The organism is Ramlibacter sp., from assembly GCF_041916345.1.
Lineage (GTDB): Bacteria > Pseudomonadota > Gammaproteobacteria > Burkholderiales > Burkholderiaceae_C > Ramlibacter.
Window position 1 is genome coordinate 1 of record NZ_JAYRZR010000088.1, and the last position, 16556, is coordinate 16556.

Genomic DNA, 16556 nt, shown 5'->3' on the forward strand with positions numbered 1-16556 from the left:
GACTCGTCAGGCGACGAGGACGCAGTCATTTCCGCCATCAACACCACGCCCCTCGTGGACGTGATGCTGGTGCTGCTGATCATCTTCCTGATCACCATTCCGGTCGTCACGACCTCCATCCCGGTGCAGCTGCCCAAGGAACGGGTGGAGGTGCGCGAGACCAAGCCCGAGAACGTCATCATCTCGGTCGACCCCAAGGGCAACGTGTTCTGGTACGACACGCCCATGAACGACACCGAACAGCTGGTCGCGCGGCTGAAGAAGGTGTCCACCATGAAGCCCCAGCCCGAGGTGCAGATCCGCGGTGACATGAGCGCGCGTTACAACGGCGTGGGCAAGGTGCTCTACGCCTGCCAGCGGGCGGGCATCACCAAGGTGGCGTTCATCACCGAACCCCCGCCGCTGGGAGGCTGACGTCATGGCCATCCCGCGCAAGAAGAAGCCCCTGCCGCTGTCGGCCCGCCCGGGCGGGCAGGGTGATGCCGAGGTCATCAACGACATCAACACCACGCCGCTGATCGACGTGATGCTGGTGCTGCTGGTGATGCTGATCATCACCATCCCGATCCAGCTGCACGCCGTCAACCTCGAGATGCCGGTGGGCACGCCGCCCAACAACGTCGAGAAGCCGCCCAAGGTGCAGATCGACATCGACGAGAAGAGCGTCGTGTACTGGCAGGGCCTGCCGGTCACGGCGGAGGAACTCGACGCCAAGATGACCGAGCTGGCCGCGATGCCGGTGCAACCCGAGATCCACCTGCGCCCCAACAAGGACTGCCAGTACGCGGTGTTCGCGAACGTGCTGTCCACGTCCAAGCGCAAGGGGTTGTCGAAACTGGCCGTGATCGGCAGCGAGCAGTTCGTCAAATGACCACCTACACGCATAGCCGCCGCTACCCCGGGTCCGATCCCCGCCGGCGCATGGTGGGCTGGATCGCGGTCGTCGCCTTCCACCTGTTCGTGGGCTGGGCGCTGGTCACCGGCACGGCCCGCAAGGGCCTGGAGATGATCAAGAAGCCGATGGAGGCCGCGGTCATCCAGGAAGTGATCATCCCGCCGCCGCCGCCACCCCCGCCGCCGCCGAAGAAGATCGAGACGCCCAAGCCCGAGCCCCGGGTCGAGGCGCCGCCGCCGCCCTTCGTGCCCCCGCCGGAGGTGACGCCGCCCTCCACCAGTGCACCGGCCATCCAGTCGGTGCAGACGCCGCCGCCGGCCCCGCCGGTGATCGCGCCGCCACCGCCACCGGCTGCACCGCCGGCCCCACCCGCGCGGCCCGCGCGCGTGGAGATGTCGGTCGTCTGCCCCACGCAGACGCGCCCCGAGATGCCGCGCCAGGCCGTCCGCGAGGGCGCCCAGGGCGTGGTGGTGGCCCAGGCCACCATCAAGGGCGGCTCGGTGACCGAGGTGCAGATCCTCTCGGGTCCGCGTGTCTTCCACTCCGCCGTCCGCAACGCGATGCTGCAGTACAAGTGCAACGCCGAGGGCGCCGCGGAGATCACCGCCACGCAGGAATTCGTATTCAAGCTGGAGTGAGGGTCTTGTCCGCCGCGCGCCCGCTGCGATGTATTTGAGCAACAGGCGGGCCGCGAAGGACAACACCCAAGTGACGCTCCCTGGCCCTTGTGTCAGAGTTTCACGCGGCGGTCATGAAGCCGCAACCCGGCTGAATACCGCGGAGGTTCGTTCAGGAGCTATCGCTCCGACGCGCTCGAACAATGATTGGAGAACCCATGAGAAGCGAAAGACAAGTTTTCAGGCGCAGCGGCGTCGCCAGCGCCGTCCTCACGGCCCTGTGCGGCACGACCGCAATGATGGCGGCCCCGGCCGTGATGGCGCAGGCGCAACCCTCGCTGCAACGGGTGGAGGTGACGGGATCGAACATCCGCCGTGCGGACGTCGAGACGGCCTCCCCGGTGCAGGTGATTTCCAAGGACGAGATCGACCAGTCCGGCAAGTCCACCATGGGTGAGTTCCTGCAGACGCTCACCTCCGATGGTCAGGGCTCCGTGCCCACGACCTACGGTCGCGGCTTCTCCGGCGCCACCGCCGCCGGCATCTCGCTGCGCGGCCTGGGCGCCAACGCCACCCTGGTGCTGATCAACGGCCGCCGCGTCGCCACCGCCGTGCTGGCGGACGACGCCCAGCGCTCCTTCGTCGACCTCGACTCCCTGCCGCTGGAAGCGGTGGAGCGCGTCGAGGTGGTGAAGGACGGCGCCTCCGCGATCTACGGCTCCGACGCCGTCGCGGGCGTGGTCAACATCATCCTGAAGAAGAACTACGTCGGCACCAACCTCAAGGCGTCCTACGGCGTCTCGCGCTACGGCGACGGCGACCAGCCGAAGATCGCCCTCACGCACGGCCGCGGCGACCTCGACAAGGACGGCTGGAACCTGCTGCTGAACGTGGAGTACGGCAAGAAGGACCAGATGCTGTTCAGCGAGCGCACGGATCGCGGCCCGGTCGGCATCTCGGTGCTCACGCCCTACGGCTTCAGCCACTCGGCGACCGGCAGCAACAACGTGGCCCGCCTGGGCGGCAACGGCGTCATCCCGACCACCGCCGCCGGCGCGCTGGTGAACAACAGCACGACGCAGAGCATCATCGGCAACGTCCGCAACCCGACCACGCTCGACTACTACTCCCGCGGCAACGGCGACACCGCCACCACCGGTTTCGCGCGCAACTTCCCCGGCGCCCAGACGTACTGCAATGCCAATGTGAACCTGGTCCAGAACGACCCGGGCCGCGGCTGCATCACGGACCTGTGGCGCCAGACCGGCCAGGTCCACCCCGATTCCGAGCAGGGCAACATCTACGCCCGCTTCACCAAGCGCCTGTCGGGCGACCACGAGGCCTTCGCCGAAGCAGGGTTCTACACGACCCAGTCGCGCGTGCAGATCACCGGCCTGGTGCCCAACGGCACCATCTTCGGCAGCAACGGCAGCGTCAGCTCCAACCTGGCCAACTTCCTGATCGGTGCCGGCCACCCGGACAACCCGTACAACGCGGCGGCCCGCCTCAGCTACAACCCCACGATGGAGATCGGCCCGCGCGTCATCTCCTCCGAAAGCACCTCCACCCGCTTCACCGCCGGCATGAAGGGTGTGATCGCGAAGGACTGGGACTACGACACCGCGATCCACTTCTCCGAGAGCAAGCAGACTGACACCGCGGAGAAGGTCATCAACTGGCGCGTGGCCAACGCGCTGATGAACCCGACGGCCGCCAACGTGGCCGCCGCGGCGGCCATCAGCCCGGCCTATGCCGCGCTGCCGGCCGGCACCGTGTGGCGCATCGCCGAAAACGCCAACCTGAACAGCGCCGCCATGTACAACGCGCTGCTGCAGGACCAGTCGCGTGAGGGCTACGCCCGCACGATGTACGTCGACTTCAAGGCTTCGCGCACCATCGGCAAGCTCGAGGGTGGCGATGTCGGCCTGGCCCTCGGCGCCGAGTTCCGCCGCGAGGAAAGCAACCTCGACTTCTACAACGGCCTGGGCGACTACATCGGCCTGTCCTACACCCGCTATGGCGGCAAGCGCAACATCGCTGCCGTGTTCGCGGAAGTCGTGGCCCCTGTCACCAAGCGCCTGGAAGTCAACGCCGCTGCCCGCTTCGACCGCTACTCGGATGCTGGCAACGCCTTCACCCCGAAGGCCGGCCTGAAGTTCATGGCGGCTGACAACCTGCTGCTGCGCGGCACCTTCGCCCGCTCGTTCCGTGCCCCGTCCGCGGCCGAGAACGGCATCAACTCCGTCGCTGCCTTCGGTGGCGCCGTGGTCAATGACCGTGCCCGTACCGCCGCCGGCGTGCCGAACCAGAACGCCGTGGCGCCCACCTTCGTGCAGCGCGGCAACCCGAGCCTGGAGCCCGAGAAGGCACAGAGCGTGACGCTGGGCGCGGTCTGGGACATCACCCCCAAGACCAGCCTGACGGCCGACCTGTTCCAGATCAAGCGCAAGGGCCTGCCCGTCATCGAGGAGCCGCAGGAAGCCGTGGACGCCGGCCGGGTGCTGCGCGATCCCGCCACGTCGACCAACGCGGCCGACCCCGGCGCCATCCTCACCGGCTTCGTGCAGTTCATCAATTCCAGCGAGAGCCTGACGCGCGGCCTGGACGTGGAAGCCAAGCACCGCTGGGATCTCGGCGGCGGCAACGGCCGGGTCACCTTCTCGGCGACCTGGACGCACCTGAAGAACCAGCGCGTGACCCGTCCGGGTGGCGCCTCTTACGAGTACGCTGGTTCGCACGGTGACTGCCACATCACCAACTGCATCGGCACGCCGCGCAACAAGATCCAGCTGGCCGCCACCTGGGACGTGAACGCCTGGCGTGTGGGCGCGGTGGTCAACTACCGCGGCAGCATGAGCGCGCGTGACCCGCAGGATCACCCCGCGGGCTGCGCCTTCAACGTGGGCGGCAACCCGTTCCCGGCGGACTGCAAGATCAAGTCGTTCAGCACGCTCGACCTGAACTTCAACTGGAAGTTCCGCCAGAACACCGAGATCTTCGGCAGCATCGCCAACGTGCTGGATTCCAAGCCGCCGCTGGATCCGATCACCTATGGCGCCCTGGGTTACAACCCGCTGGACTTCTCCGGCGCCATCGGCCGCTACTTCCGTATCGGCCTGAAGCACAAGTTCTAAGCGCAAGCCAGGGACTCGGGGCGCCGCGGCACGTAGGCGCCTCGCATCATCCCCGCCGGTGTGAGCCGGCGGGTTTTTTTTCGTCCGTGTGGGCAGAAGCCTTGTCATCACGAGCGGATGCTAGGCATCGCCGGATCGGGCGGCGCCCCCGGTGCGACGGATTGCGGCTGGGTGCGATGAATGACGGCCGGGCGGCCCGCAGCCCGGCCCCGCGGTCGCTCAGTCGAGCCAGCAGGCCGACTCGGTGCCGCCGGGTCGGGTGGCCAGCACGGGGGGCGTGCCGCAGCGATCCGTGGCCTGCGGGCAGCGGGTGCGGAAGACGCAGCCCGCCGGCAGATCCAGCGGGGAGGGCAGGTCGCCTTTGAGCAGCTGCACCTGCTTCGTGCGTTCGACACGCGGGTCCGGCACGGGCACGGCGGACTGCAGGGCGCGCGTGTAGGGGTGGTGCGGCGAGCGGAACAGCGCGTCACGCGGGCCGACCTCCATCACCCGGCCCAGGTACATCACCAGCACCCGGCGGCTCAGGTGGCGGACCACCGCCAGGTCATGCGCGATGAACACCAGCGCGAGCTGCATCTCGCGCTGCAGGTCCTGCAGGAGGTTGATGATCTGCGCCTGGATCGACACGTCGAGCGCCGACACCGGCTCGTCGCAGACCAGCACACGCGGCCGCAGCACCAGGGCGCGCGCGATGCCGATGCGCTGGCACTGGCCGCCGGAGAACTCGTGCGGATAACGGTACAGGTGCGAGGCCGACAGGCCCACCCGCTCCAGCATGGCCCGCACGCGGTCCAGCACCTCCGCCTGGCTGAGGCCCGGCTGATGGGTGCGCAGCGGCTCGCCCACGATCTGCGCGATGTTCATGCGCGGATTGAGCGAGGCCAGCGGATCCTGGAACACCATTTGCACCTGAGAGCGCACGGCCTTCCAGTCCGCGTCGGGCGCACCACGCATCTCGCGGCCGAACCAGCGGATGCTGCCCCCGGCCGTGGGCACGAGGTTCAGCAGGGCCCGCGCCAGCGTGGACTTGCCGCAGCCGGACTCACCCACCAAACCCAGTGTCTCGCCGGCGGCGAGGCTCAGGCTCACGCCGTTCACCGCATGCAGCACCCGCGCCGGTGCCCAGGGCAGGGCGCTCTGGTTGCGCACGCGGAACTGGACCTGCAGGTGGTCCACCGCCAGCAGTGGCTCCGTGCCGGTGTCGTGGGGGGTTGTCGCCGGCATCATGCGCGCGCCGCCCGCAGGGCCGTCACGGCCGCGGTGCTCTCGTGGCAGGCGCGCCGGCGTGCGCCCTCGACCACCAGCGCCGGCGGCTGGGTGGCGCAGCGGTCCGCGGCGAGCGCGCAGCGCGGCCCGAAGGGGCAGCCCGCCGGCGGCCGCAGCATGTTGGGCGGGCTGCCCGGGATGGCGGCGAGCGGCAAGTCATCGTCCTGCCCGAGGCGTGGCACGGCGCCGAGCAGGCCCACCGTGTACGGATGGGATGGCTGGTCGAACAGGGCTTCGGCGCCCGCCTGCTCCATCACCCGGCCGCCATACATCACCATGACGTCGTCGCACAGGCCGGCCACGACGCCGAGGTCATGCGTGATGAGCACGATGGCGGTGCCGTGGGTGCGCTGCAGCTCGCGCAGCAGCTGCACGGTCTGCGCCTGCACCGTCACGTCGAGCGCGGTGGTCGGCTCGTCGGCGATCAGCAGGTCCGGCTGGCACAGCAGCGCCATGGCGATCATGATGCGCTGGCGCATGCCGCCGGAGAACTCGTGCGGGTACATGGTGATGCGACGTGCGGCGTCGGGGATGCTCACCGACTCCAGCGTCTCGATGGCGAGCTGGCGTGCCGAGCGGCGCGTCAGGCCCTTGTGCAATTCCAGCACCTCGGTCATCTGCCGCTCCACCGTGAGGTACGGGTTGAGCGAGGTCATCGTATCCTGGAAGATCATCGCTATGCGGTTGCCGCGCAGCCGGTTCAGGGCTGCGGCATCGAGTGCCAGCAGATCCTGGCCCTGGAACAGCGCGCGCCCGGTGGCGCGGCCGTTGGCGGCCAGCAGGCCCATGATCGCCAGCATGCTCTGGCTCTTGCCCGAGCCGCTCTCGCCCACGATGCCGAAGGTCTGGCCGCGGGCCACGCGGAAATCGAGCCCGTTGACCGCGGCCACTTCGCCCTCGGGCACGCGAAAGCGCACGGCGAGATCCTCCACCTGCAGCAGCGGCGCTTCGGTCGGGGTCATCACAGTTCCTTCGGGTCCAGCGCGTCGCGCAGGCCGTCGCCGATGAAGTTGAAGCAGTAGAGCGTGATGGACAGCAGCGCGCCGGGGAACAGCAGCATCCACGGCGCCGACTCCATCACCTTGGTGCCATCCTCGATCAGCACGCCCCAGCTTGTCATCGGTTCCTGGATGCCCAGGCCCAGAAAGGACAGCACCGATTCGGTGAGGATCACCGAGGGCACCGTGACCGTGGTGTAGATGACGACGATGCCCAGCAGGTTGGGCACGATGTGGGCGAAGATGATCCGCGGGGTGGAGACGCCGATGGCGCGCGCGGCCTCCACGAACTCGGTCGCGCGCAGCGAGAGCGTCTGGCCGCGCACCACGCGCGCCATGTCCATCCACGAGAACGCGGTGATCGCCAGCACCACCAGGTAGAACTCGCGCCCCAGCAGGGTGACCAGCAGGATCGCGATCAGCAGGTAGGGGATGGCGTACATCATGTCGACCGCGCGCATCATGAGGGCGTCCACCCGGCCGCCGATGAAGCCGGCGGTGGCGCCCCACGCGATGCCGATCGCCACCGAGGCGAGCGTGGCAAGCAGGCCGACCATGAGCGACACGCGCCCGCCCACCAGGCAGCGCACCAGCAGGTCGCGGCCGGATTCGTCCGTGCCCCACCAGTGCATGTTCTTCCAGGTCGGCGGCAGGCGCATGGCCTCCCAGTCGGTGCTGTCGAAGGCGTGCGGCAGCACCGCCGGCCCGATGAGGCAGGCCAGCGAGATGATCGCCAGCACCACCAGGCTGGCCATGGCAGCACGGTTGCGCATGAAGCGCCGACGGGCATCCGCCCACGGGCTGCGCGCCGGTGCGGCCACTTCCACCTGCGCCAGCACCTGCGCCATGGCGCGTCCACGTTCGTTGGAGAGCATGCTCAGTAGCGGATCTTGGGGTCGAGCGCGGCGTAGGCGAGGTCGACCAGCAGGTTGAGCGTGACGGCGATGACGGTGATCAGCACCACCAGACCCAGCACCAGGGTGTAGTCACGGTTGGCGGCGCCATTGACGATCAGCTTGCCGAGGCCGGGCAGCGAGAACACGGTCTCGGTCACCAGCGCCGCGGTGATGGAGGAGATGGCCAGCGGCCCCACGACCGACACCACCGGCAGCAGCGCCGGCTTGAGTGCGTGCCGCAGCACGATCAGCCGGGTGGGCAGGCCCTTGGCGCGCGCGGTGCGGATGAACGGGCTCTTGAGCACCTCGATCAGGCTGCCGCGCATGACACGGCCGATCGTCGCCACGTTGATGAAGGTGAGCAGCGCCACCGGCAGCAGCATGAAGCGCCAGCTGAAGCTGTCCCAGCCGCCGGCCGGCAGCCAGCGCAGCCAGAGTGCGAACACCAGCACCAGCACGGGACCCATCACGAACGAGGGCACCACGCTGCCCACGTTGCTGACGAACATCAGCGAGTAGTCGGCGGCGCTGTTCTGGCGCAGCGCCGCCAGCGTGCCCAGGGCCACGCCGACCACCAGGGACAGCACCAGGGCCGTGCCGCCGATGGCCAGCGACACCGGCAGCGCCTTGGCCACCAGGTCGTTCACCGACCAGTCGGCATAGCGGAACGAGGCGCCCAGGTCACCCTGCAGCAGGTTGCCCAGGTACAGCAGGTACTGCTGCCACAGCGGCTTGTCCAGGTGGTACTTGGCCTGCAGGTTGGCCAGCACCTCGGGCGACACCACGCGCTCCTGGTCGAACGGGCCGCCAGGGGCGAGGTGCAGCAGCAGATAGCAGGCGGTGATGACCGCCAGCAGGGTCGGCAGCGTGGCGAGCGCCCGCCGCATCGCATAGGACCACATCAGCAGTGGGCCATCAGTGTTTGATGATGTAGAAGTCCTTGCTGCGGAAGCGGTCCTGCGCGTTCAGCAGGGAATAGCCGCCCACGTAGCTCTTCACCAGCCGCGGCAGCGAGTATTGCAGCAACGGGATGATGGGGTAGTCTTCCATGATCATCTGCGTGGCCTTGGTCAGCAGCGCCTTGCGCTTCGCGGCGTCGGTCTGCTGCGTGCCTTCGGTGATCAGCTTCTCGGCCTCGCGGTTGCAGTTGAAGTTGTTGTTCTGGTCGGAGTCGCAGCGGACCAGCGCAAGGAAGTTGGTGGCGTCGTTGTAGTCGGCGATGAAGCCGTTGCGGGCGATCTGGAACTGGCCGTCGTGCCGCTTCTTCAGCAGCACCTTGAACTCCATCGCCTCCATCTCGATCTGGATGCCCAGCTTCTGCTTCCACTCGGACTGCGCGAAGATGGCCATCTTCTTGTGGTACTCGCTGGTGTTGTAGGAGAAGGTGTACTTGGTGCCCGGCTTCACGCCCGCCTCGGCCAGCAGCTTCTTCGCCTCCTCGACCTTCTTCGCCATGGGCCACTTCGCCCAGTCGTACTCGGTGATGTCCGCGCCCTCCAGGCCCTTGACCATCAGGCCGTACAGGGGCGCCTGCCCGTCGGCGGTGACGCGCTGGGCGAGCAGTTCGCGGTCGATCACCATCGACAGCGCCTTGCGCACGCGCACGTCCTTGAAGGCGGGTGCCTGGGTCTGGAACGAGTAGTAGCGGATGCCCAGCATCGGCGCGTTGACCGTCTCCTTCGGGTACTTGGCCTTCATCGGCTCATAGGTGCCGGGCGGGAGCTGGTAGACCATCTCGTTCTGCCCGGCCTCCCACAGCTTGATGTCGGCGTTGCCGTCTTCCACCGGCAGATAGGTCACGCGGGTGAGCTGCACGTTGGCGGCATCCCAGTACTGCGGGTTCTTCTCCAGCACGACCTTGCTGTTGACCTGCCACTCCTTCAGCACGAAGGCGCCGTTGCCCACCAGGTTGCCGGGCTTCGTCCATTCGCGGCCGAACTTATCGACCGTGGCCTTGTGCACCGCGCCCAGGTTGTTGTTGGACAGCAGGGCCGGCAGGAAGGTGGTGGGCTGCGAGGTGCGGATCTCCACCGTGAGCTTGTCCAGCGCCTTCACGCCCAGCTCCGTGGGCGGCTTGCGGCCGGCAGCGACGTCGGCGCCGTTCAGCAGGAAGGCGCCGTAGGTGGTGGCGTACTTGGAGCCGGTCTTGGGATCGACGAAGCGGCGGATGCCGTAGACGAAGTCTTCCGCGGTGACCGGGTCGCCGTTGGACCACTTGCCATTGGCGCGCAGCTTGAACGTCCAGGTCGTCGCGTTCACCTGCTTCCAGCTCTCAGCGGCGCCGGGGATGATCTTGCCGTCGGCGTCGTTGGCAGTCAGTCCCTCGAACAGGTCGCGGGTGATGTTGTTCGCGCCCACCGATTCCGCAATGGCAGGATCCAGCGACTCGGGCTCGCTGCCGTTGTTGCGGATCAGCGTCTGGGTGGGGTGCAGCTGCACGCCGGGCGGCACCACGGCGGCGGCGGCCGCGAGGGGCAGGGCAGAGCAGGCCGCCAGCAGCAGGGCCGCACGGGTGAATCGGGTCGGTTGGCTCATGGGGTTCACTTCCGGGGCAGCTTGGCGGTGTCGATGTCGACGTACTTCCAGAACTCGCGTGCGTTCGGGTGGCGCTTGTAGCCCAGCAGCCAGGGCTGCATCAGGTCGGTGCCGATGCGGTGCACGCGGATCTTGTAGGGCATGTAGGCGATGAGGATGCGCTCGGCCTCGCGGATCACCTTGTCGCGCTCGGGACCATCGGGCATCTGGCTCTGCTTCTGGTAGAGCGCGTCGAACTGGTCGTTGCGGAAGCGCGCGAGGTTCGACAGGCCGACCGACTTGCCGTAGCCGCGCTCCAGCACCGGGCCGCTGTCCGGGCTGCTGGCCGACAGGCCCACACCCCACATGGTGAGCTTGCCGGCGCGCGCGGCCTTCAGCTGCTCGGGCCACTTGCCGATCTTGAAGTTGATCTTCACGCCGATGGCGTCCATGTTCTTCTTCAGGATCTCGTCGAGCTCGCGGTAGTCGGCCGTGCCCAGCGTGTTGTGCTCCATCACCAGCGGCTTGCCATCGGGCAGGTCACGCCAGCCGTCGCCGTTCTTGTCCACGTAGCCGTACATGTCGAGCAAGGCCATGGCGCGGGCGCGGTCGAAGGTGCCCATCTCGGAGCGGAACTTCGGGTCGAAGCTGGCGGTGTTGGGCATCACGTAGCCGTGCGCCACGATGGCCTGGCCACGACGCGGCAGGCGCACCTCTTCCTCGGCGTTGTAGGCGAGGGCGATCGCGCGGCGCAGGGCCACCTTCTCGGGCGTGTAGCCGCCGAAGACCGGATCCTCCATGTTCCAGAACAGCATGGTGATGTCGGACAGCGGCACGCGCTCCATCGTGATGCCGCGCCGCGCGAGGTTGGGGGCCAGCTCGTTGTTCGGGATGGCGTGCGTCGCGAAGTTCTGCGGCAGCCGCTCCATGAAGTCGTGCTCGTTGTTCAGGAACGAGAGCCAGCGCGGCTGCGGCTCGTCGATGATGGAGACCACGACCTTGTCCACCATGGGCAGCTTGCGGCCCTTCATCTGCTTCAGGATGGCCTGGCCCTGCGCGTCGTCGGCGGGCGGTGCGGCGTCGTAGCGGTCCTCGCGGTAGTTCGGGTTGCGCACGAAGGTCATGAGCGAGGAGCGCTTCCACTCCTTCAGCATGAAGGGCCCGGTGCCCACCGGGTGCGCCATGATGTCGTCGCCGTACTTCTCGACCACCTCGCGGGCCATCACGCCCAGGATGCCGCCGTCGGCCAGGGTGTACAGCAGCCGGGGGCGCGGCTCGGCGAGCTTGAACTGCACCGTGTAGCGGTCCAGCGCGCGCAGGCCCTCGATCTCGGTGTCGTAGTCGAACTTGCCGGTCGCCACGGCCTTCTTGCGCAGGTCGTCGAGGCCCAGCATCTTCTCTTCGGCCAGGCCGCTGAAGCTGGGACTCTTGTTCTTCGGGTCGGCGATGCGCTTGATGGAGTAGACGACGTCGGCGGCGGTCACTTCGCGCGGCTTGCCCCCGAAGGCGGCATCCGGCGCGAACAGCACGCCGCGCCGCAGGCGCACGGTGTAGGTGCGGAAATCGGGCGCGATCTCCGGCATGGCTTCAGCAAGCACCGGGATCACCTTGGCCGGGCGAGCGAGGTAGTCGTAGCCGTAGAGGGCGTCGAACAGGTTCGCGGTGATGATGCGCGAGTACAGGTCGGACACCTGGGCCGGGTCGAAGCCCGTCTCCGCCACGGGGAAGGCGTAGCGGAGGACTTTCTCGGGCTGGTTGGCGGCGGGCGGGGAAGGCGGGACGGTCTGGGCTGCGCTCTGTTGGAGCAGGCCCATCGCCAGGCACAGGCTGATGGCCGGCACCCAGTTGCGGGGATTCATGCTTGGAAACACCTATTCGGGATCGCGAGGGCGCAAGCATAATGCGCGCCCAGACGACCGCCACGAGCGGTTTCCCTAAAAATCGTGTCGCGGCACCCGCCCGCCGCGCTCTGGAACACCATTCAGAATGCTTTCTTATCTCCTGCGGCGGATCCTGCAGATGATCCCCACGCTCGCTGGCGTGATCCTGCTGGTCTTCTTCCTCTTCAAGTACTTCGGCGGCGACCCGGCCGAGATCCTCGGCGGCCTGCAGGCCACGCCGGAACAGATCGAATCCATCCGCAACCAGCTGGGCCTCAACCGCCCCGTGTGGGAACAGCTCTGGCTGTTCGTCACCAAGGTGGCCACCTTCGACTGGGGCCGCAGCTGGGCTACCAATGAGGCCGTGGCCAACATCTTCGCCACGCGCCTGCCGGCCACGCTGACGGTGATGGTGCCCATCCTGGTGCTGGAAGTCGGCCTCGCCATCGTCGCGGGCATGGCGGTGGCCTATGTGCGCGGCAGCCTGACGGATCGCGCGGTGATGGTCATCACCACCGTGGCGCTGTCCATCAGCTTCCTGGTCTACGTGATCATCGGCCAGTACCTGTTCGCCTTCCGCCTGGGCTGGTTCCCGGTGCAGGGCTGGACCAACAGCGTGTGGACCAATCTCACCGTGTACGCGCCGCTGCCGGTGCTGCTCGCGGTGCTGGTGAGCCTGGCGCCGCACACCCGGCTGTACCGCAGCTTCTTCCTCGACGAGATCGGTCACGATTACGTGCGCACCGCGCGTGCCAAGGGCGTAGCCGAGAACACCATCCTGTTCAAGCACGTGCTGCGCAACGCGATGATCCCGATCCTCACCAACGTGGCCACGCAGCTGCCGGGGGTGTTCATCGGCTCGTTCCTGATCGAGGTGTTCTTCTCCATCCCCGGTCTCGGCCGCGAGGTCTACACCGCCGTGGGCCGCAGCGACTACCCGGTCATCCAGGCGGTGACGATCTACCTCGCCGCACTCACGATGGTGATCAACCTGCTCACGGACGTCATGTACAAGTGGGTCGACCCCCGGGTGGTGTTCAAGTGAGCGCGACCACCCCCATCGAAGCCGGCGCCGGCGCGCCGCCCGCTGCCGCCCTGACCGAGCTGCCGCGCTCGCCGGGCGTATGGATGCAGGCCTGGACGCGCCTGAAGCGCGACCGGGTGGGCATGACGTCGCTCTGGGTCGTGGCCGCCTTCCTGGTGCTGGTGCTGCTGGCGCAGTTCGGCGTCATCGCCGCCGACTGGCAGAAGGAAGTGGGCGAGCCGTTCGCGCCGCCGCACTGGGTGGGCGCGGACGCGAAGCAGGTGCAGGCCAAGGAGGTGGATCGTCCGCCCAACGTGGATCTGTCCGCGGTGGACCCGCTGGCCCCGCGCTACGCCGAATGGGCCGAGCGTGCCAGCCGCATCCAGACGGTGGATGCGGTGCGCGCCCCCACGCTGCCGCTGGGCGGTGACCGCATCGGCCGCGACGTGCTGGACAAGGCCATCAAGGGCGCGCAGGTGTCCATCCTGGTGGGCATCGCGGCGGCCGTGCTGGCCACCCTCATCGGCACCGTGCTGGGCGCGCTGGCCGGCTACTTCGGCGGCCGCTTCGACGACTTCCTGGAGTGGGTCTACAACGTCTTCACGTCCGTGCCCTACATCCTGCTGATCTTCGCGCTGGCCGCGGTGTTCAAGTCGGGGCCGCTCGGCAAGATGTTCTCGCAGGGCATCGCGCCGGTGGTCATCATCCTGGGCGCGGTCGGCTGGACGGGCATCTACCGCCTGGTGCGGGCGGAGTACATCAAGCATCGCTCGCGCGAGTACGTGCGCGCGGCCGAGGCCATCGGCGCCAGCAACGGCGCGCGCATGTTCGGACACATCCTGCCCAACGTGAGCCACGTGGTGCTGGTGCAGCTGTCGCTGCACGTGGTGAGCTTCATCAAGGCCGAGGTCATCCTCTCCTTCCTCGGCCTGGGCGTGCCCATCGACATGGTGAGCTGGGGCACGATGCTGGCCGAGGCCCAGACCGAGCTGGTGCTCGGCAAGTGGTGGCAGCTGGCCGCCGCCACGGCCTTCATGGCCGCCTTCGTCACCGCGTTCGCGCTGCTCACCGATGCACTGCGCGACGCCATGGACCCCAAACTGCGCTGAGGCCGGCATGAGCGACCAGAACCTGATCGACGTGCGCGACCTGCGCGTGGCCTTCCGCATCGGCCGCGACGAGCAGCACGAGGCCGTGCGCGGCGTGAGCTTCGCCATCCCCGAGAACACCACGGTGGCCCTGGTGGGCGAATCCGGCAGCGGCAAGAGCGTGAGCGCGATGAGCATCGTGCGCCTCCTGCCCGAGAACGCGATCGTGAGCCCGGCCAGCCAGGTGCTGTACCGGGGCCGTGACCTGCTGCAGGCGCCGCAGGACGAGATCCGTGCGCTGCGCGGCAAGGACATCTCGGTGGTGTTCCAGGAGCCGATGAGCTCCCTCAACCCGGTCTTCACCGTGGGCGAGCAGATCGCCGAGGTGCTGCGCATCCACATGGGTCTGTCGCCGCGCCAGGCGCTGGACCGCGCGCAGGAGCTGATGGCCGAGGTCGGCATCCCCGAGCCGCGTGCGCGGCTGAACGCCTATCCGCATGAACTGTCCGGCGGGCAGCAGCAGCGCGTGATGATCGCCATGGCGATCGCGTGCGAGCCCAAGCTGCTGATCGCCGACGAACCCACGACCGCGCTCGACGTGACGGTGCAGCGCCAGGTGGTGGACCTGCTGGCCCGCCTGCAGGAGCGGCATCGCATGAGCATGCTGTTCATCAGCCATGACCTGGGACTGGTCGGCGAGATCGCGCGCCAGGTGGTGGTGATGCGCCATGGCGAGGTGCGCGAGGCCGGCGCGACCGAGTCCATCTTCGGCGCCCCGCAGGATGCCTACACGCGCGCGCTGCTGGCCTGCCGCCCGCGCCTGGACGCGCGGCCGAAGCGCCTGCCGGTGATCGACGACATCGTGCACAACCGGCCGCTCGCCACCGAGGAGCGTGCGCCGCGCCCGGCCGGCGACAAGCCGCTGATCGAGGTGACCGGCCTTCGCAAGACCTACCGCCTGAAGGAAGGGTTGTTCCGCCGGCGCGAGATCAGCGCCGTGCGCGAGGCCGATTTCGTGCTGCACAAGGGCCGCACGCTGGGCGTGGTGGGCGAGTCGGGCAGCGGCAAGACCACCGTGGGCATGCTGCTCACGCGCCTGACCGACACCTCCGGCGGCCGCATCCTCTTCGAGGGCACGGATCTCGCCGCGCTGTCGCCCAAGCAGATGCGCGCCTGGCGCCGCCGCATCCAGATCATCTTCCAGAACCCCTACGCCAGCCTCAACCCGCGCTTCACCGTGGGCCAGATCCTGATGGAGCCGATGCGCATCCACGGCATCGGCGCCAGCGAGGACGAGCGCGCGCGCCTGGCCCTGGGCTGGCTCGCCAAGGTGGGCCTGCCGGCCGCGGCCTTCGGCAAGTACCCGCACGAGTTTTCCGGCGGCCAGCGCCAGCGCATCGCCATCGCGCGTTGCCTGACCATGCAGCCCGAGGTGATCATCTGCGACGAGAGCGTGAGCGCGCTCGATGTCTCCGTGCAGGCGACCGTGCTGAACCTGCTGCTGGACCTGCAGGACGAATTCGGCCTCACCTACGTCTTCATCAGCCACGACCTGGCGGTGGTGAAGTACATGGCCGACGACATCCTGGTCATGAACCAGGGCGAGATCGTCGAGCGCGGCGACGCGCAGGCGATCTACGAGCGCCCGGCGCACCCGTACACGCAGCAGCTGCTGGCCGCCATTCCGCGCGGGTGGCAGCCGGCGGCGGCGGGCTGAAGGCCGGCGGCTCAGTCCCCCAGGGCCGCCCAGCGTTCATGGTCGCGCCAACGGCCGCCGATCTTCAGGTAGCGCGGCGAGTAGCCCTCCTGCCGGAAGCCGCAGGCGCGCACCAGCGCGATGGAGGCCTCGTTGCCGGGCTGGATGTTCGCCTCCAGCCGGTGCAGCTTCAGCGGGCCGAAGGCGTGGCGAAGCAGGGCTCGCAGGCCTTCGGCCATGAGCCCCTGCCCCTGGAAGCCCTCGAAAGCGTAGTAGCCCAGGAAGGCGCTGCGGAAGGGCCCGCGCACGATCTGGCTGATGATGAAGGCGCCGGCGATGGCGCCCGTGGGCTGCACGCAGACGAGGCGCGTGCAGTGGTTGTCGGTGCCGGCACGCGCCAGCCAGGCGCGGAACTGCGGGCCCGTGCCGGGCGGGCTGACCCAGGGGTGATGCAGCGACCGGCTGGCCCGGACGCGAGCCAGGAATTCGATTTCGTCGTCGGGCCCGGGGGCCCGCAGCAGGATGCGGCGCGTCATGGCCGCCACTGT

The 16556-nt window shown here is 68.4% G+C and carries 14 protein-coding genes; 7 read left to right on the top strand and 7 right to left on the bottom strand.

Features of this window, described 5'->3' with window-relative positions:
* The 4 genes from ACE3T5_RS17715 to ACE3T5_RS17730 form a co-directional block, all read left to right on the top strand.
* A partial coding sequence (locus ACE3T5_RS17715) for an ExbD/TolR family protein (RefSeq protein WP_374669428.1) occupies positions 1-414 on the top strand: 414 nt, incomplete at its 5' end.
* A 4-nt stretch (positions 415-418) separates the two neighbouring features.
* The gene (locus ACE3T5_RS17720) at positions 419-871 is read left to right on the top strand and encodes an ExbD/TolR family protein (RefSeq protein ID WP_374669429.1); all 453 of its coding nucleotides are present in this window, start codon (positions 419-421) and stop codon (positions 869-871) included.
* On the top strand, positions 868-1533 hold the full coding sequence (locus ACE3T5_RS17725) for an energy transducer TonB (protein ID WP_374669430.1): 666 nt from the start codon (positions 868-870) through the stop codon (positions 1531-1533). The genes ACE3T5_RS17720 and ACE3T5_RS17725 overlap by 4 nt, the downstream gene beginning before the upstream one ends.
* 197 nt (positions 1534-1730) lie before the next feature.
* Positions 1731-4646: a TonB-dependent receptor plug domain-containing protein gene (locus ACE3T5_RS17730; protein ID WP_374669431.1), complete on the top strand. Its 2916-nt coding sequence runs from the start codon at positions 1731-1733 to the stop codon at positions 4644-4646.
* Positions 4647-4865: 219 nt separating this feature from the next.
* Here ACE3T5_RS17730 and ACE3T5_RS17735 read toward each other — a convergent pair whose 3' ends face one another.
* The 6 genes from ACE3T5_RS17735 to ACE3T5_RS17760 are packed head-to-tail and all read right to left on the bottom strand — an operon-like array spanning position 4866 to position 12179.
* The gene (locus ACE3T5_RS17735) at positions 4866-5873 is read right to left on the bottom strand and encodes an oligopeptide/dipeptide ABC transporter ATP-binding protein (RefSeq protein ID WP_374669432.1); all 1008 of its coding nucleotides are present in this window, start codon (positions 5871-5873) and stop codon (positions 4866-4868) included.
* Positions 5870-6874, bottom strand: a complete 1005-nt coding sequence (locus ACE3T5_RS17740) for an ABC transporter ATP-binding protein (protein WP_374669433.1) — start codon at positions 6872-6874, stop codon at positions 5870-5872. Before ACE3T5_RS17740 ends, ACE3T5_RS17735 begins: the two co-directional genes overlap by 4 nt.
* Positions 6874-7785 carry an ABC transporter permease gene (locus ACE3T5_RS17745; protein WP_374669434.1) on the bottom strand — a complete coding sequence of 304 codons (912 nt, stop codon included), beginning with the start codon at positions 7783-7785 and terminating at the stop codon, positions 6874-6876. Before ACE3T5_RS17745 ends, ACE3T5_RS17740 begins: the two co-directional genes overlap by 1 nt.
* A gap of 2 nt (positions 7786-7787) precedes the next feature.
* A complete protein-coding gene (oppB, locus tag ACE3T5_RS17750) occupies positions 7788-8708 on the bottom strand; it encodes an oligopeptide ABC transporter permease OppB (protein ID WP_374669435.1) in 921 nt (306 codons plus the stop codon).
* A gap of 13 nt (positions 8709-8721) precedes the next feature.
* Positions 8722-10341 (bottom strand): peptide ABC transporter substrate-binding protein, encoded by a 1620-nt coding sequence (locus ACE3T5_RS17755; protein WP_374669436.1) that lies wholly within the window; start codon positions 10339-10341, stop codon positions 8722-8724.
* Positions 10342-10346: 5 nt separating this feature from the next.
* Positions 10347-12179 carry an ABC transporter substrate-binding protein gene (locus tag ACE3T5_RS17760; RefSeq protein ID WP_374669437.1) on the bottom strand — a complete coding sequence of 611 codons (1833 nt, stop codon included), beginning with the start codon at positions 12177-12179 and terminating at the stop codon, positions 10347-10349.
* 127 nt (positions 12180-12306) lie between these two features.
* On the opposite strand from ACE3T5_RS17760, the gene ACE3T5_RS17765 reads away from it, so the two are divergent.
* The 3 genes from ACE3T5_RS17765 to ACE3T5_RS17775 all read left to right on the top strand — a co-directional run bounded on the left by ACE3T5_RS17765 (position 12307) and on the right by ACE3T5_RS17775 (position 16029).
* Positions 12307-13245: an ABC transporter permease gene (locus ACE3T5_RS17765; protein WP_374669438.1), complete on the top strand. Its 939-nt coding sequence runs from the start codon at positions 12307-12309 to the stop codon at positions 13243-13245.
* A gap of 83 nt (positions 13246-13328) precedes the next feature.
* Complete coding sequence (locus ACE3T5_RS17770) at positions 13329-14333, top strand: ABC transporter permease (protein ID WP_374669440.1); 1005 nt, start codon at positions 13329-13331, stop codon at positions 14331-14333.
* Between the two features lie 7 nt (positions 14334-14340).
* On the top strand, positions 14341-16029 hold the full coding sequence (locus ACE3T5_RS17775; RefSeq protein ID WP_374669439.1) for an ABC transporter ATP-binding protein: 1689 nt from the start codon (positions 14341-14343) through the stop codon (positions 16027-16029).
* A gap of 11 nt (positions 16030-16040) precedes the next feature.
* Here the strand turns inward: ACE3T5_RS17775 and ACE3T5_RS17780 are convergent, their stop codons facing one another.
* The gene (locus ACE3T5_RS17780) at positions 16041-16553 is read right to left on the bottom strand and encodes a GNAT family N-acetyltransferase (RefSeq protein WP_374669441.1); all 513 of its coding nucleotides are present in this window, start codon (positions 16551-16553) and stop codon (positions 16041-16043) included.
* Positions 16554-16556: the final 3 nt, after the last annotated feature.

Excerpts from the sequence above, each read along its gene's own strand:
- ACE3T5_RS17720 (WP_374669429.1), top strand. The coding sequence starts at position 419 with ATGGCCATCCCGCGCAAGAAGAAGCCCCTGCCGCTGTCGGCCCGCCCG.
- ACE3T5_RS17725 (WP_374669430.1), top strand. The coding sequence starts at position 868 with ATGACCACCTACACGCATAGCCGCCGCTACCCCGGGTCCGATCCCCGC.
- ACE3T5_RS17730 (WP_374669431.1), top strand. The coding sequence starts at position 1,731 with ATGAGAAGCGAAAGACAAGTTTTCAGGCGCAGCGGCGTCGCCAGCGCC.
- ACE3T5_RS17735 (WP_374669432.1), bottom strand. The coding sequence starts at position 5,873 with ATGATGCCGGCGACAACCCCCCACGACACCGGCACGGAGCCACTGCTG.
- ACE3T5_RS17740 (WP_374669433.1), bottom strand. The coding sequence starts at position 6,874 with ATGACCCCGACCGAAGCGCCGCTGCTGCAGGTGGAGGATCTCGCCGTG.
- ACE3T5_RS17745 (WP_374669434.1), bottom strand. The coding sequence starts at position 7,785 with ATGCTCTCCAACGAACGTGGACGCGCCATGGCGCAGGTGCTGGCGCAG.
- oppB (WP_374669435.1), bottom strand. The coding sequence starts at position 8,708 with ATGTGGTCCTATGCGATGCGGCGGGCGCTCGCCACGCTGCCGACCCTG.
- ACE3T5_RS17755 (WP_374669436.1), bottom strand. The coding sequence starts at position 10,341 with ATGAGCCAACCGACCCGATTCACCCGTGCGGCCCTGCTGCTGGCGGCC.
- ACE3T5_RS17760 (WP_374669437.1), bottom strand. The coding sequence starts at position 12,179 with ATGAATCCCCGCAACTGGGTGCCGGCCATCAGCCTGTGCCTGGCGATG.
- ACE3T5_RS17765 (WP_374669438.1), top strand. The coding sequence starts at position 12,307 with ATGCTTTCTTATCTCCTGCGGCGGATCCTGCAGATGATCCCCACGCTC.
- ACE3T5_RS17770 (WP_374669440.1), top strand. The coding sequence starts at position 13,329 with ATGCAGGCCTGGACGCGCCTGAAGCGCGACCGGGTGGGCATGACGTCG.
- ACE3T5_RS17775 (WP_374669439.1), top strand. The coding sequence starts at position 14,341 with ATGAGCGACCAGAACCTGATCGACGTGCGCGACCTGCGCGTGGCCTTC.